At 64.0% G+C, this 13,577-nt stretch carries 16 protein-coding genes; 8 read left to right on the top strand and 8 right to left on the bottom strand.

Annotated features, from left to right (window positions below; genetic code table 11):
- Entirely contained in the window at nt 1–2,694 is a 2,694-nt protein-coding gene (locus KMZ29_RS05195) for a sensor domain-containing protein (RefSeq protein WP_215622737.1), read from the bottom strand.
- Between the two features lie 292 nt (nt 2,695–2,986).
- On the opposite strand from KMZ29_RS05195, the gene KMZ29_RS05190 reads away from it, so the two are divergent.
- The gene (locus KMZ29_RS05190; protein WP_215622736.1) at nt 2,987–4,090 is read left to right on the top strand and encodes an NAD(P)/FAD-dependent oxidoreductase; all 1,104 of its coding nucleotides are present in this window, start codon (nt 2,987–2,989) and stop codon (nt 4,088–4,090) included.
- A 125-nt stretch (nt 4,091–4,215) separates the two neighbouring features.
- Here the strand turns inward: KMZ29_RS05190 and KMZ29_RS05185 are convergent, their stop codons facing one another.
- Nucleotides 4,216–4,401, bottom strand: coding sequence for a YdcH family protein (locus KMZ29_RS05185; protein WP_215605039.1), 186 nt, complete (start codon nt 4,399–4,401; stop codon nt 4,216–4,218).
- Nucleotides 4,402–4,637: 236 nt separating this feature from the next.
- Between KMZ29_RS05185 and KMZ29_RS05180 the strand changes: the two genes are divergently transcribed.
- Nucleotides 4,638–4,844 carry a YdcH family protein gene (locus KMZ29_RS05180; protein ID WP_029581811.1) on the top strand — a complete coding sequence of 69 codons (207 nt, stop codon included), beginning with the start codon at nt 4,638–4,640 and terminating at the stop codon, nt 4,842–4,844.
- A gap of 69 nt (nt 4,845–4,913) precedes the next feature.
- Here the strand turns inward: KMZ29_RS05180 and KMZ29_RS05175 are convergent, their stop codons facing one another.
- Nucleotides 4,914–5,294, bottom strand: a complete 381-nt coding sequence (locus KMZ29_RS05175) for a response regulator (RefSeq protein WP_215622735.1) — start codon at nt 5,292–5,294, stop codon at nt 4,914–4,916.
- A gap of 216 nt (nt 5,295–5,510) precedes the next feature.
- Here KMZ29_RS05175 and KMZ29_RS05170 point away from each other — a divergent pair, with 216 nt between their 5' ends.
- Nucleotides 5,511–5,711, top strand: a complete 201-nt coding sequence (locus KMZ29_RS05170) for a hypothetical protein (protein ID WP_215614796.1) — start codon at nt 5,511–5,513, stop codon at nt 5,709–5,711.
- 28 nt (nt 5,712–5,739) lie between these two features.
- Complete coding sequence (locus tag KMZ29_RS05165; RefSeq protein WP_215605036.1) at nt 5,740–5,991, top strand: hypothetical protein; 252 nt, start codon at nt 5,740–5,742, stop codon at nt 5,989–5,991.
- 77 nt (nt 5,992–6,068) lie between these two features.
- Here the strand turns inward: KMZ29_RS05165 and KMZ29_RS05160 are convergent, their stop codons facing one another.
- Nucleotides 6,069–6,764, bottom strand: a complete 696-nt coding sequence (locus KMZ29_RS05160; protein ID WP_215622734.1) for a GGDEF domain-containing protein — start codon at nt 6,762–6,764, stop codon at nt 6,069–6,071.
- Nucleotides 6,765–7,000: 236 nt separating this feature from the next.
- On the opposite strand from KMZ29_RS05160, the gene purE reads away from it, so the two are divergent.
- From purE to KMZ29_RS05140, 4 genes are all read left to right on the top strand, one after another.
- Nucleotides 7,001–7,489, top strand: a complete 489-nt coding sequence (gene purE / locus KMZ29_RS05155) for a 5-(carboxyamino)imidazole ribonucleotide mutase (protein WP_215622733.1) — start codon at nt 7,001–7,003, stop codon at nt 7,487–7,489.
- Complete coding sequence (locus KMZ29_RS05150) at nt 7,486–8,595, top strand: 5-(carboxyamino)imidazole ribonucleotide synthase (protein ID WP_215622732.1); 1,110 nt, start codon at nt 7,486–7,488, stop codon at nt 8,593–8,595. The genes purE and KMZ29_RS05150 overlap by 4 nt, the downstream gene beginning before the upstream one ends.
- A 174-nt stretch (nt 8,596–8,769) precedes the next feature.
- The gene (rpsU, locus tag KMZ29_RS05145; RefSeq protein WP_215622731.1) at nt 8,770–9,069 is read left to right on the top strand and encodes a 30S ribosomal protein S21; all 300 of its coding nucleotides are present in this window, start codon (nt 8,770–8,772) and stop codon (nt 9,067–9,069) included.
- A 199-nt stretch (nt 9,070–9,268) separates the two neighbouring features.
- On the top strand, nt 9,269–9,826 hold the full coding sequence (locus KMZ29_RS05140) for a tetratricopeptide repeat protein (RefSeq protein ID WP_249779826.1): 558 nt from the start codon (nt 9,269–9,271) through the stop codon (nt 9,824–9,826).
- 19 nt (nt 9,827–9,845) lie between these two features.
- Here KMZ29_RS05140 and KMZ29_RS05135 read toward each other — a convergent pair whose 3' ends face one another.
- From KMZ29_RS05135 to KMZ29_RS05120, 4 genes are all read right to left on the bottom strand, one after another.
- The gene (locus KMZ29_RS05135) at nt 9,846–10,763 is read right to left on the bottom strand and encodes a flagellar biosynthesis protein FlhF (protein WP_369810078.1); all 918 of its coding nucleotides are present in this window, start codon (nt 10,761–10,763) and stop codon (nt 9,846–9,848) included.
- A gap of 190 nt (nt 10,764–10,953) precedes the next feature.
- Nucleotides 10,954–11,238 (bottom strand): cupin domain-containing protein, encoded by a 285-nt coding sequence (locus KMZ29_RS05130; protein ID WP_215622729.1) that lies wholly within the window; start codon nt 11,236–11,238, stop codon nt 10,954–10,956.
- A gap of 52 nt (nt 11,239–11,290) precedes the next feature.
- On the bottom strand, nt 11,291–12,712 hold the full coding sequence (locus KMZ29_RS05125; protein ID WP_249779825.1) for a sodium:proton antiporter: 1,422 nt from the start codon (nt 12,710–12,712) through the stop codon (nt 11,291–11,293).
- A 43-nt stretch (nt 12,713–12,755) separates the two neighbouring features.
- The gene (locus KMZ29_RS05120) at nt 12,756–13,562 is read right to left on the bottom strand and encodes an alpha/beta hydrolase (protein WP_215622728.1); all 807 of its coding nucleotides are present in this window, start codon (nt 13,560–13,562) and stop codon (nt 12,756–12,758) included.
- Nucleotides 13,563–13,577: the final 15 nt, after the last annotated feature.

The following is a 13,577-nucleotide window of genomic DNA, read 5'->3' as shown; positions in this document are numbered from 1 at the left end:
CTAGCCGGCCTTGCGCGCGGGCTCCATCGTATCGCCAGGATTGCGGCCGACCAGCGCCCCATACTGGCCGATCGGCGCGGGCCTGCCCAGGAAATAGCCCTGCACCGCGTCGCAGCCCGAATCGGCGAGGAAAGCGAGCTGTTCCTGGGTTTCCACGCCTTCGGCGACAATCGACATTTCGAGGCCGTGGCCGAGACCGATCACGGCGCGCACGATCGAGGCCGATTGCGGATTTCGCCCGAGATTGATGACGAAATCGCGGTCGATCTTGATCTTGTCGAACGGAAACGCCTGCAGATAGCTCAGCGAGGAATAGCCGCTGCCGAAGTCGTCCATCGAAATCCGCACGCCGAGCGCCTTCAGCCGCCGCAACAGCGCCAGGCCGCGATCGAAATCCTCGATGAGCACGCCCTCGGTGATTTCCAGTTCGAGCCGGCCCGGCGCGAGACCGGTTTCGAGCAGGATCGAGTGCACGAGGCCGACCACGTCGCCATGCATGAACTGCGCCGGCGACAGGTTGACCGCGATCTGCAGCGGCATCGGCCAGGAGGCAGCCTCGCGGCACGCCTCGCGCAGGATCCATTCGCCCATCTCGACGATCAGCCCGCTTTCTTCCGCGAGCGGGATGAAGTCGCCCGGCGAAACGAAGCCGCGCACCGGATGCATCCAGCGCGCCAGCGCCTCGAAGCCGGTCACCTTGCTGCCGGCGACGGTCTGGTGCGCCATTGCCTGCGGCTGATAATGCAGCGAGAGTTCGCCGTTCCTGATCGCGACAGACAGATCCTGGTGCAGCACCCGGCGATCGCGGATCTGCTGGTCCATCTCGGGCTCATAGATGCTGATCGAGCCGCGCGATTTCGCCTTGGCGCGGAACAGCGCCGCACCGGCATTGGCAAGCAGGGAAGCGGCGTCCGCCCCGTTATGCGGGAAGATCGAGATGCCGGTGGTGCAGCCGGTGCGGACCGATTTGCCGTCGATCAGGAATTCGCTGGACAGCGCTTCGGCAAGCTGTTCGGCCAGCAGCATCCCGGCGACCGGCTGCTTGCCGTCGATGATCATTCCGAACTCGTCGCCGGACAGCCGGGCGACGACCCCGCCGCGCGCCGAGTCCTGGATCCGGCGCGCCACTTCGACCAAGAGCTTGTCGCCGACCGCATGGCCGAACACGTCGTTGATTTCCTTGAGGCCGTCGAGGTCGACCGACAGCACCGCGAATTCCTCATCGGTGCCTGCGCAGGCCTCGATCATCTGCGCCAGCGCCTGCAGGAAGGCGGCGCGGTTCGGCAGGTCGGTCAGGCCGTCATGATACGCCATATGCGCCATCCGCGACTCGGTCTGGCGGCGGTCGGTGACGTCCTCATGGGTCTTGATCAGGTATTGCGGCTCGCCGGAATCGTCGAGCACCGTCATGCGGCGGGTCAGGAACAGCCGCAGCCCGTCCTTGGTGGAAATCGGATGTTCCTCGGTGAGCAGGCCGCGCTTCCTGATCGCAGCCTCGTCGCGCGCGATGATCAGCTTGGCTTCTCTCGGATTGAAGATATCGGCTGCCGTCAATCCGGTGGCGTCCTCGCGCCGCCGGTTGAGGATGGTCTCGGCGCTGCGATTGGCCAGCAGATATCGCCCGTCGCTGACACGCTCGACGATCAGCGACACCGGAATGTTGTCGACCACCAGTTCGAGGAATTTCTTGGTGTTCTCGAGCTCCTTGGAAAGCGACCGGCGGTCGGTGACGTCGTCGAACAACGCGATCAGGAATTCAGGGCGGTTCTTGTCGTCGCGCGCGACCACGCGGACGCTCGAGAGGGTGCGCTTCTCCGAGCCGCGCTCGACCGCGAATTCGCTGCGAAACTGCCCTTCGGGCGAGTTGAGCGCCGCCTGGTCCGCCGCCTGTATGCTTGCCGTCGTCTCGGGGCGGAAAATCTCATCGGCGCGCTTGCCGATGATGTGGTCGCGGGAAAAGCGCGAGAACCGTTCGAACGCGCGGTTGGCGAAGATGTAGCGGCCGTCGTCGATATTCTTGGCGGCGACGCAGACCGGGACATTGTCGAGCACCGATTCCAGGAACTGCTTGGTCGAAGCAAGCTGCCGCGAAAGCTTGCGTTGCTCGCTGCAATCCTCGTGGGTTCCGACCGTCCCTCCGTTCGGCAGCTGAAACAGTTTGGCGATGACCGCCCGTCCGTTGGGCAGTTCAGCGACATGGCCATCCGGCTGGCGAGCCTGCCTGACAAATTCCTCGAAGCTGACGCTGATCTGCCCGCGCTGCCGCCTCAGTTCGATCAAGTCCCGCCCGGTCATGTCCTTTCGGATATCGGCACGCGTCAGCCCATAGATCTCGAGAAAGCGATCGTTGCAGAATACGACGCGGTTCTGCGCATTCGTCATCATCACACCCTGGCTGAGGTTGTTGAGGGCGGAGCTGACGAAGGCATTTCTGCGCAACTGCGCTCGCTTGACCTTGCGCAGCGCCGAATGCACCCACAGCGCGATCGCGCCAAGGAAAGACGCGATGACTACGCCGCCGATCAGCAGTTCCCAGATCATGTTGGGATCGGCGGAGCCGACGTAGCTCGGCGGCGCAAAGTCACCGGATGCGGCCCAGGCGGATGCGGACGGCACAACGGCGACGGCTGCGCAAACGACGGCCCGCGCAGGAATCAGAATCTTGCCGCCTGCCTGCCAATTCTTGTCAGCCATCAGTCACCCGCGGATTTCTGCGGCGGAGTGTCTAACCTGACGGGTTTGGATCGGGTAAACGCCTACCCTTACAACCCAAAAATGTGACTTAAATTACGGCAAATGCCCTGACATGATTAATCGTTCACTAACGGGGCGTGGCCGGGCAAGCATTCCGATACTAAACGGGTTCCCTGTGAACATTCCCTCAACCGGGCGATGATTGGCTGGTGCGATTGATCCCGGACGCGCGGCCGTCCACAAGGGCGCACACGGGGTCGACGGGCCGGCTACTTGCGGATCAGATTTTCGAATGGACAAGGTTGAGTGCGTTGTAATCGGGGCGGGGGTCATCGGCCTCGCCGTCGCGCGGCGGCTGGCGCAGGCGGGCCGCGAGGTGATCGTGCTGGAGGCCGCCGAAGGCATCGGCACCGTCACCTCCTCGCGCAACAGCGAGGTGATCCACGCCGGCATCTACTATCCGGCCGGCAGCCTGATGGCGCGGATGTGCGTCAGCGGCCGGCGGGCGCTCTATGAATATTGCCGGGAGCACGGCGTTCCCCATCGCAATTGCGGCAAGCTGATCGTCGCAACCACGCCGAAGGAGACTGAAAAGCTGCAGTCGATCCGGGCGCATGCCGAGGCCAACGGCGTCTCCGATATGCAAATCCTCTCGGGCGATGCCGCGCGCGCTTTGGAGCCGGCGCTGAACTGCGACGCCGCCCTGCTCTCGCCTTCCACCGGCATCATCGACAGCCACGCCTACATGCTGGCATTGCGCGGCGACGCCGAGGATGCCGGCGCGGCGTTCGCGTTCCACACCCCGCTGCTGCGCGCCAGGGCGACGGCGGGTGGAATAGAACTCGACGCTGGCGGCGACGCGCCGATCGGTCTCGAATGCGGGCTGCTGGTCAATGCCGCGGGGCTCGGCGCTTCCCCGGTCGCGCGCAGCATTGACGGCATGCCGATCGGCCTGATACCGCCGGCCTATCTCGCCAAGGGAAACTATTTCAGCTGCAGCGCGCGGGCGCCGTTTTCGCGGTTGATCTATCCAGTGCCCGAGCCCGGCGGGCTCGGCGTCCATCTCACCCTCGACATGGCCGGCCAGGCCCGGTTCGGTCCCGACGTGGAATGGGTCGATGCTATCGACTACGCCGTCGATCCGGCGCGGGCCGAACGATTTTACCCGGCGATCCGGCGGTATTGGCCGACGCTGCCGGACGGCGCGCTGATGCCGAGCTATTCCGGAATCCGGCCGAAGATCGTGCCGCCGGCGGTGGCGTCGCAGGATTTCCTGATCCAGGGCCCGCAGGATCACGGCGTCGCCGGGCTGATCAATCTGTTCGGGATCGAGTCGCCGGGGCTGACATCATCGCTGGCGATCGCGGACCATGTCGGTGAACTGGCAGGGGTATGAGCTCTTGCCGCGCGGCTTCGGCGATGTCGCGCGAAAGCAACCTGCTCCCGAAGAACTCCGGGGTGAGCGCTATCGCGCTCATCCTGAGATAAATGGTGGGATATTCCGAGACTGCGGCGGCGATGCTAGTGCAGCGTTTCGCCCGCGGTATGCCTCAACCGCTCGATCGCGTCCTTGACCATCAATTTCCGGCGCTTCAGTTCGACAATTCGCAGGTCGTCCGTTGAAAGGTGTACGAGAGCTTCATGCAATTCGTTTTCAAGAACTTTGTGTTTCCGTTCAAGTTCAACGAGATGCGCCTGAATTGCCATACGAAACCTCCTCGGTTGAATGAGACCTCAGATTCGATCCGGACAAGGAAGTGTACACGAGCCGGGGAAGCTGTCGATGGAAATCAAAATCCTGCGCTCATATTTCGCAGCCATGTGTAACCAATCGTGAGTAGGGAACCGCGCCCGCTTGCGCGAGGGCCCGGCAAGGAGGATATTCTCCCAGCGGCTTCCCTAACCTTTCGCAACCTCATCGCGTTTTTCAGTTAACGTACACCATGACCGACGAAGATGAGCGCGAGCTCGAAACCGAACTCGCACGGCTGCAGCAGGAACACCGCGACCTCGACGCGGCGATCGACGCGCTGCATCAGTCGCCCGCGCCGGATTTGTTGCGGCTGCAGCGGTTGAAGAAGCGCAAGCTGCAGCTGCGCGACCGCATCGCGTTCATCGAAGACCAGATCACGCCCGATATCATCGCGTAGGCCGTCATTCCGGAAAACGCGACGTATTCCGGAACACGCGCCGTTCGCCGGAAACGACGGCGTTCAAATTCACCCGCCGCCCATCAACTCCCGCAGCAGGCCCGTCACCTGGTTCGGGCTGTAGGGCTTGGGCAGGAACCGGCCGCCTTCGGGCAGATCGCTTTCCCCGACATGGTGGTGGCCGGAGGTGGCGACGATCTTGATCGGCGGCCAGCGGCCCCTGACCGCGCGAGCGAGTTTCAACCCGTCCATCGAGCCGGGCATCTGGATGTCGGTAAACACGACCGTGATGTCCGGGCGGGTTTCGAGAATTTCGATGGCCTGGTCGGCATTGGCGGCTTCGAGAACTTCGAACCCGGCTGCCCTGACCATGTCGGTCGCGTCCATTCTCAGCAGAAACTCGTCCTCGACGATCAGCACCACGCGTGTTCTGATTTCGGCTAGGCCCATACGTCCCACTCCTTACGAATAGGCATTAAGCGCTGGATATTGTTTTCGTTCCCGTCCCGGACCTCCGAACCGCGCCACCGCTGGGGGTGCCGGGCTCGCCCTGTCCTGGGCAGGGCGCAGTGGAAAACCGGCAACCGCCCCCTCAGGAGCAGCTTGACTCGATAGGAACAAAATAGGAACATTCCACTGCCCCTCAATCAGCCCGGGAATTTCGCCATGTCCGAATCCGCTGCCCTGCCCGACATCGATCGTTACGAACAGGCCTGCGACCAGGCGATAGCCATGTGCGACGGAAACCTGCGCAGCACGATCAAGGCGCTGATCATGGCGAACGAATACCTGGAAACGGAATTGCAGGAACTGCAGGCGGCGGTCGCGTGCGGCTGCGCGCCGCGCACCAACAGCGACGCCGCCTGAGCGATCAACCAAAGCCGGAGCGACTCCGATGGCCGATGTCACCTATTACGTTGCGATGCCCTTCCTGCAGGACGACACCGGTTCGCCGGTCGCGGGTGCGGCGGAAGAATGCCAGAGTTCGTCGGGCGCGTTGCGACGCGCGGAAGCCTTGTCGCGGGTCGCGGGCTCGATCGGCGCGGTCGCGTTCAGCCGCACCGGCGATCCCATGATCGGCGAATTCGGCGACGCTCAATTGATCCGGAAATTCGGCAGCGTGCCGGACGATCTGAGCGGGCTGTAGCGCGTATTCCGCAATAGCCGGAACCGGTTTGGCGATAGCAATACGCGCAAAATCAGGGTTCGCCGCAGCTTATCGCATCACGTTTCGTGCCGCCGCTGTGCCTTGCGCACATACATCGCGCTGTCGGCTTCTTCCAGCGCCCGGCCGGCTTCCGCATGCGGCCCGAGAATGGCGACGCCTGCCGACGCGCCGGCCGTGATGGTGCGACCGCGAAAGGTGAAGCTGAGCCGGTCGACGGCCTGCTCCAGTGCGGCTGCCTTGGCCTTCGCATCGGTCTCGCTCAGGTTCCACAGCAACAGCGCGAACTCGTCGCCGCCCAGCCGCCCGATCACGTCGGACGATCGCACCTGGCTCAACAAAGCCGACACCACAGCCTTCAACACCTGATCGCCCGCAGCGTGCCCGAAGGCGTCATTGATCGGCTTCAGGCGATCGACGTCGAGCACGATCAGCGCGCCGCTGGCATGATAGCGTTTGATATAGGCGATCGAGCGATGGAGCTCGCGCTCGAAGCCTCGCCGGTTGGGAATATCCAGCAGGAAGTCGATATCGGCGGAAGCCTGCAGTTCCTCGATTCGCGCCAGGGCCTTGGCGAGCTGGGCCCGGAGCCGGCGGATCGTCAGTCTGGCATCGTCGGGCGCGGCCGAAAGCCGGGGCAGCGATGCTGGTACCTTCGCCGCCCTGGTGCGCTTTGGGGCGGCCTTGCGTCCCGCCAAGCTGCCTTTGCCGCGTTTCGCCGGGCCCGCTGCCGTCGCCCTGGTTTTCTTTTTCATGGGCATCCTCGGGATCTGATCCAGTTTCGCTGGATCGGACCCCCTGGTTTGTTGTCTTGCGCATGATCTTTTCCGAAAACCGGTATCCACTTCTCGGGATCATGCTTTAAGAAGGCTTGCCGGAATTCACCAAGACAGGATAGTCCATTCCGGACCCCTTGCCACGCCTTGGCCAGACCTCGGGCCGACCCTATAATCCGGCCTATGTTTTTGGATTCCCGAAAAGAATTGACCTCATGACCGCCCCCGTCGCCATTATCATGGGAAGCCAGTCCGACTGGGAAACCATGCGCCATGCCGCCGAAACGCTCACAGCCCTCGAGGTGGCCTGCGACAAGCAGATTATCTCGGCGCACCGCACCCCGGACCGGCTGTTCGCCTTTGCCAGGGGCGCCAAGGCTGCCGGTTTCAGGATCATCATCGCCGGCGCCGGAGGCGCGGCCCACCTGCCGGGCATGGCCGCGTCGCTGACGGAATTGCCGGTGTTCGGCGTTCCCATCGAATCCAAGGCGTTGTCCGGAGTCGATTCGCTCTATTCCATCGTCCAGATGCCCGCGGGCGTTCCGGTCGGGACGCTGGCGATCGGCAAGGCCGGCGCCATCAACGCCGCGCTGCTCGCGGCCAGCGTGCTCGCGCTGAACGACCCGGCGCTGGCGGCAAGACTGGCGGCCTGGCGCAAGGCGCAGGCCGAGGCGGTGGCCGCGCGCCCGGAGGGTTCTGCGTGACGGCCTCACATCGGGTGAAGCTGAAACCCGGCGACACCATCGGAATTCTCGGCGGCGGACAATTGGGCCGGATGCTGGCCATGGCGGCGGCGCGGCTCGGGCTGCGCTGCCAGGTGTTTTCGCCGGACCCGGATTCGCCGGCATTCGACGTGGTGCTGAACGCGACCTGCGCCGAATATGCCGATGTCGAGGCGCTGGAACTGTTCGCAGGCGACGTCGACGTCATCACCTACGAATTCGAGAACGTGCCGGCCGCGACCGCGATGGTGCTGGCGGCGCGGCGTCCGGTTTTGCCGGCGCAGAAGATCCTGGAAACCACGCAGGACCGGCTGATCGAGAAGGACTTCGTGAAGAAGCTCGGCATCGGCACGGCCGACTACGCCGATGTCTCCTCGATCGAAACCCTGCGCGCTGCCATCGCGCGCATCAAGCTTCCCGCCGTCATCAAGACCCGCCGCTTCGGCTATGACGGCAAGGGTCAGGCCATCATCCGCGAGGGCGACGATATCGTCCAGGTCTGGCAGGACCTCGGCACCAAATCCGCGATCCTCGAAGCCTTCATTCCGTTCGATCGCGAGATCTCCGTGATCGCCGCGCGTTCCGCCGATGGTACGGTCGAATGCTACGACGTCACCGAAAACGAACATCGCGATCACATCCTGAAGATCTCGCGCGCGCCGGCCGATATCCCGGAAGAGCTGGCGGCAGAAGCGCGCGGCATCGCCGAGAAGATCGCCAGCGCGCTCGACTATGTCGGCGTGCTGGGGGTCGAGATGTTCGTGGTGCAGGGAGCGGGCGGGCCGCAGATTCTGGTCAACGAGATTGCACCGCGGGTGCACAATTCCGGGCACTGGACGCTCGACGGCGCGTCGATCTCGCAATTCGAGCAGCATATCCGCGCCATCGCCGGCTGGCCGCTCGGCAAGCCGGTCCGCCACGGCCCGGTCACCATGACCAACCTGATCGGCGACGATGTCAACGACTACGAGCGGTGGCTGACCGTGCCCGGCGCGACCGTGCATCTCTACGGCAAGGGCCCGGCGAGGCCGGGCCGCAAGATGGGGCATGTGACGCAGGTCGGCGCCGTACCGCCCAAAACCGGCTGATCGGGATCAAAAAAGGCTGATTTGGCCCCGTGAAACCGGCTCATTTGGGCTCTCGCCGGTGGACATTGCCGGCTTTGTCTGATACATCCGCGCGCTCAGGGTTAAGGGCTTGGCCTTTCGCCAGCCTTTCGCTTTACCAGAATTCAAATCCGACCAATTGAAAGAGGATGCCGCGTGCAGGTTCTCGTTCGCGATAACAATGTCGATCAAGCCCTCAAGGCGCTGAAGAAGAAGATGCAGCGCGAGGGCATTTTCCGCGAGATGAAGCTCCGCGGCCATTACGAAAAGCCCTCCGAGAAGAAGGCCCGTGAAAAGGCCGAAGCCGTGCGCCGCGCACGCAAGCTGGCCCGCAAGAAGCTGCAGCGCGAAGGCCTGCTGCCGATGAAGCCGAAGCCGGTGTTCGGCGCCGGTCCCGGCGCAGAGCGTGGCGGTGGCCGTGGCGGCCCGGGCGCCGGTCCGCGCGGACCGCGCTGAGACGAAAAACCACCGAATCGAATCCGACAACGCGGGCCCTTGGGTCCGCGTTGTTGTTTTTGGTCAATGCATTTTCCGGCGCGGCGGGCTACCAATGCTGCACTAGCCGCGCGAGTATTCTGCAAAAATGGTCATTCCGCCGCCTTTTGTATCTTCCGAAATTGTGCGTTCCGGCGGCCGCACATCGGCGCTGATCGCGATGCTCGCCATTACCCTTTGTGGATGCTCCTTCGATCTGAGTTTGTGGTCATCGGCGCCGGAGAAGGAGACGCCTGCGAAGGCGGCCCCGGCGGAGACCGGCACCGGCGACGCGCAGGCTGCCACGGCGCGGGCGCAGGCGCTGGCAAAATCCGGAAAAACCGAAGAGGCACTGGCTGAGTTCGACAAGGCGATCGCGATCGATCCTCACCATGCGGAAGCTCTGTACAACCGTGGCCTGCTCTACCAGCGGCAGCGGCAGCATCAACTGGCGATCGACGATTTCACCTCGGCCAACGGGCTGACCCCGCAGCGGGCGGAACCATTGCTCGGCCGCGCGATCAGTTACATCGCCATGGAAAGGTTCAAGGAAGCCGCGGCCGACCTCGACGAGGCCGTGCAGGCCGACCCGCAGAACGCGCAGGCCTGGACCACGCGGGGACTGGCCTATGAGCGCCTCGGCGACAGGGACAAGGCCAAGGCCTCCTATGCCCGGGCGCTGGCCATCCGTCCCAAGGACGAAGCCGCGCGAAACGGCCTGGCGCGCCTCGGCGGCTAGATCGGCCAACGGCCGGGGACTATTTCGGCAATACCGCGTGGAACACCGATTTGGCCGCCGACAGCACGTCCTCGGCAACCGTGGTGCGTTCCCGGACCGCCGGCTCTGCGGCTTCGGCCCGCAGATCGAGCGGCCGCGAGGGGATCTCGGCCGGCGGCGTCGGGCGGCCCGGATCATCGCTTCGCGTGGCCCCATATGGCGGCCTCGGCGATGAGCCCGCCTGCGCATCGAGCGCCTCATTGGGGGGCGGCGCGGAAACCATGATCGGCGGCGGCAGCGGCCGGACCGCGGGCGCAACGCGTGGCGCATCCGGGATGCGGACGGCTTCCGGTGCACGCGCGGCTTCCTGGACCCGCGGCGAAGCTTCGTTGCTGCCGCGCAGGCGATCGATCGCGGCGCGCGCCAGATCGTTGGCGTCGCGGCGCTCGTCGGCAGCGCTCGCGGCATCAGCCGGCGGCGGCGTAGCAGGCGCCGACACCACCGGCGCAACAGCCGGGGCCGGCGCGGGAACGGACTTCGCGACGGTTTTTTCACGCGGCGCGGGCTGATGCCGCCGCGGTTCGACCGGGATGGCGGCGGTCTCCATCGGCTTTTCGACGATGTTTTCGGCAGGCTTTTCGGCGGCGGTCTTTTCGAGGATGGCCTTTTCGGAAATCCCCTTCGCCGTCACGCCCGGCCCCCGGACGTTGGCGAGATCGGAGGATGCCTCGGGCGCCTTGGGAGATGCCTTGGCGGATGTCGTAGCGGCGGATGTCGTAGCAGATGCCTTGGCGTCCGCCTTCGCAACCTCGGGGACTGCAGTCGAAACCACGGCCGCCGGGGTGTCCGCGCTTGGCTTGGCCACGATGAAATGATTGACGATGTAAGCCCCGATGACGGTCGCAGCCACCGACGGCAGAATGTCCACCGCAAACTTCGTCAGATACTTCTTCAGCATGCCGGCAACTCTCCCCGCACCGGTTTTGATGCGGGAACTTTGAGGCGCATTAAGGGATCAACTGCGACAGATCGGTGGCAATTGGCTGATCCCGCGTAACAATCCGTTCACGGCCGCGTCAGCCAGCCGCCGCGCGAGGCGGCTCAGGTCGGTGCCATGCCCGCCAGTCTCCTCGCCCCAAGGCGAGGACTTAGGGCTTCAGCTCGACTTCCAGGAACACGATTTCGCTTGAAGTCTCGTTGAGCACGTCGTGCTCGACGCCGGCTTTGCGGAAATAGGATTTGCCTACCGCGAGGTGCGCCTTGGAGCGGTCGCCGTTGGGCGCCACGATGGTCATTTCGCCCGAGGTCACGGGAACGATGACATAATCCATCCCATGGGTGTGATGGCCGGTGGCGCTGCCCGGGGCCAGCCGCCACTCGGTGACGCGGACCTCCGGGGTATCGACCTGAACGTCCGATTTGGCGCTGATCATCGTTGGATTCTCCAGGTCGCGGCGGACAAACTTTCAGGCATCCATACCGCACTCAATGCAGCTTGAGAACAGGCGCGACCGGCAGGAAGGTCAACAGCAGAAACAGAGGTACCAGGATTGCCCCGGCCCGCAGCAGATAGCCGAAGAAACTCGGCATCCTGATCCCGCGTTCGGCCGCGATGGCCGCGACCATGAAGTTTGGTGCGTTTCCGATATAGGTCAGCGCGCCCATATAGACGGCGCCCATGGAAATCGCCGCCAGCGTTCCTGTAAGCTCGCCCATCAGTTCGCGCGCATCGCCGCCGGCAAGCTTGAAAAACAACAGATAGGTAGGTGCGTTGTCGAGGAACGCCGACATCACTCCTGTGTACCAGAAATAGGCAACCTCATGCGGGGTACCGCCGCGGTCCGTCACCGCGGTGAGAAGCCACGCGAAGGCGCCGTTCCGGCCGGCATCGAGCATGGCCAGCACCGGAATAATGGCCGTGAAGATGCCTGCGAACAGTTTGGCCACTTCCCTGATCGGCTCCCAGGTGAACCCATTCGCCTCACGATGCTCGTCCTGCGTCCACCACAACGAAAGCAATGCGATCGCGACCAGCAGCCCGTCGCGCATCAGATTCTGCAACTCCAGTCTGGTGCCGAGAATTTCGACCGCAACGCCCGGGCGCCAGTTGGCCGACAGCAGGATGCAGCCGATGATGGCGGCTATCAGCACGACGTTGACGAGGCCGCGAATGCGAACCGGGTCTGCGGGTTCGATCCGGCCGTCGATCGGCTCACTTCGAAAGCGCCAAAGGTCGAACGCGACGAACATCGCCAGCAGCAGCCCGGCGACGATGGCGGTCTGGATCCAGAGATTCCTGGTGGTCCAGAAGAAATCAACGCCGTTCAGAAAGCCGATGAAGAGCGGCGGATCGCCCAACGGGCTCAATGCGCCGCCGACGTTGGCGACGAGAATGATGAAAAAGATCATGACATGAACGTTGTATCGGCGCGAGACATTGGCGCGGATCAACGGCCGGATCAGGATCATGGCAGCGCCGGTGGTGCCGACGATGCTGGCCATCGCGGTGCCGAGCGCGAGAATGGCTGCATTATTCCATGGCGTGCCCCTGATATCGCCGCTGACGAGAATGCCGCCTGCGACGGTATAGAGGGCGAACAGCAGCACGATGAAGCTCAGATATTCGCCCAGCATGGCGTGGACAAACGCGGCCAGCATCACCGAGCCGCCGGCCAGCCACGCGATCGACGTCAGCGCCGCAGCAGACCACGCCGCGGCGATCTTTCCATAGTGGGCGTGCCACAGTTTCGGAAACAGCAGCGGCCCGAGCGCAATCGACAGTAGCAGGCCGGCGAAGGGCAGCGCGAATGGCAACTTCATGGCCGCGCCGTCGAGCGTGGCTGCGAGCACGTCCTGAGGCAGGATAACGAGTACCGAAGTGGCGAGCGTCAGGCCCCGCGCTTTCATTGCATCGCATCCATAGAGTTTGAGCATTCGGCAGCCACTGTCGTCAGATCTTTGAACCACCAATGAATTGTCGCGCCGTTTCAAGCGCGCCAAAGCTGTCGAGATCGTTGTGGCCGCCTTCGGGGAACCGGATGAACCGCTTTGGTTCATGGGCGAGTGCAAACAGGCGCTCGCCGAAGGCTATCGGGATCGTGAAGTCGCGGGCGCCATGCATGATCAGGAGAGGGGCCGTTACCCGCGCAATGCGCTGGTCGGAGCGGAACGGATCCCGTATCATCAGACGCATTGGGAAGATCGGAAGCAGCGAAGCCGCGACATCCACGGTCGAGGTGTAGGGCGCCTCCAGGATCAGTTTTCCGACCGGCTGTTCTGCAGCCAGCGCCACCGCAACGCCACTGCCGAGCGAAAAGCCCCAGGCGACTATTCTGTCAGCACTGTATCGCGCCGTGGTGAAGGCATAGGCCGCCGCGGCATCCCTTAGCAGCCCCTGCTCGCTCGGATGTCCGCTCGAGCCGGCATAGCCGCGAAAGGACAGCGCGACGATGCCGGTCCCGTCAGCGAAAAGGTCGAGAAAGCGGCCGAAGAACCCGGCGAGAAAATCGCCGTTGCCGTGGAAATAGAGCACGACCGGATGTCCCGGTCTGGCCGGAACATGCCAAAGGATGACCTTCTCGCCGTCATCGGTGGTCAGCACATGTTCTTCGGCTTGCGGAAAGCCTGCGGCGGCCGGCGTCGTGCGCACGGCCTGCGGGATCGGAAACAGGAACGATCGCTGCAGCAGGAACAGGGCAGCGAGGCCGCCGACATAGCCGACCGAAACGACAATCAGGAGCCATTTCAGGACGGTCATGCGCTCTCGCTGCTT

This window comes from Bradyrhizobium sediminis (assembly GCF_018736085.1).
GTDB lineage: Bacteria > Pseudomonadota > Alphaproteobacteria > Rhizobiales > Xanthobacteraceae > Bradyrhizobium > Bradyrhizobium sediminis.
This window is presented reverse-complemented; position numbering and strand designations above follow the sequence as displayed.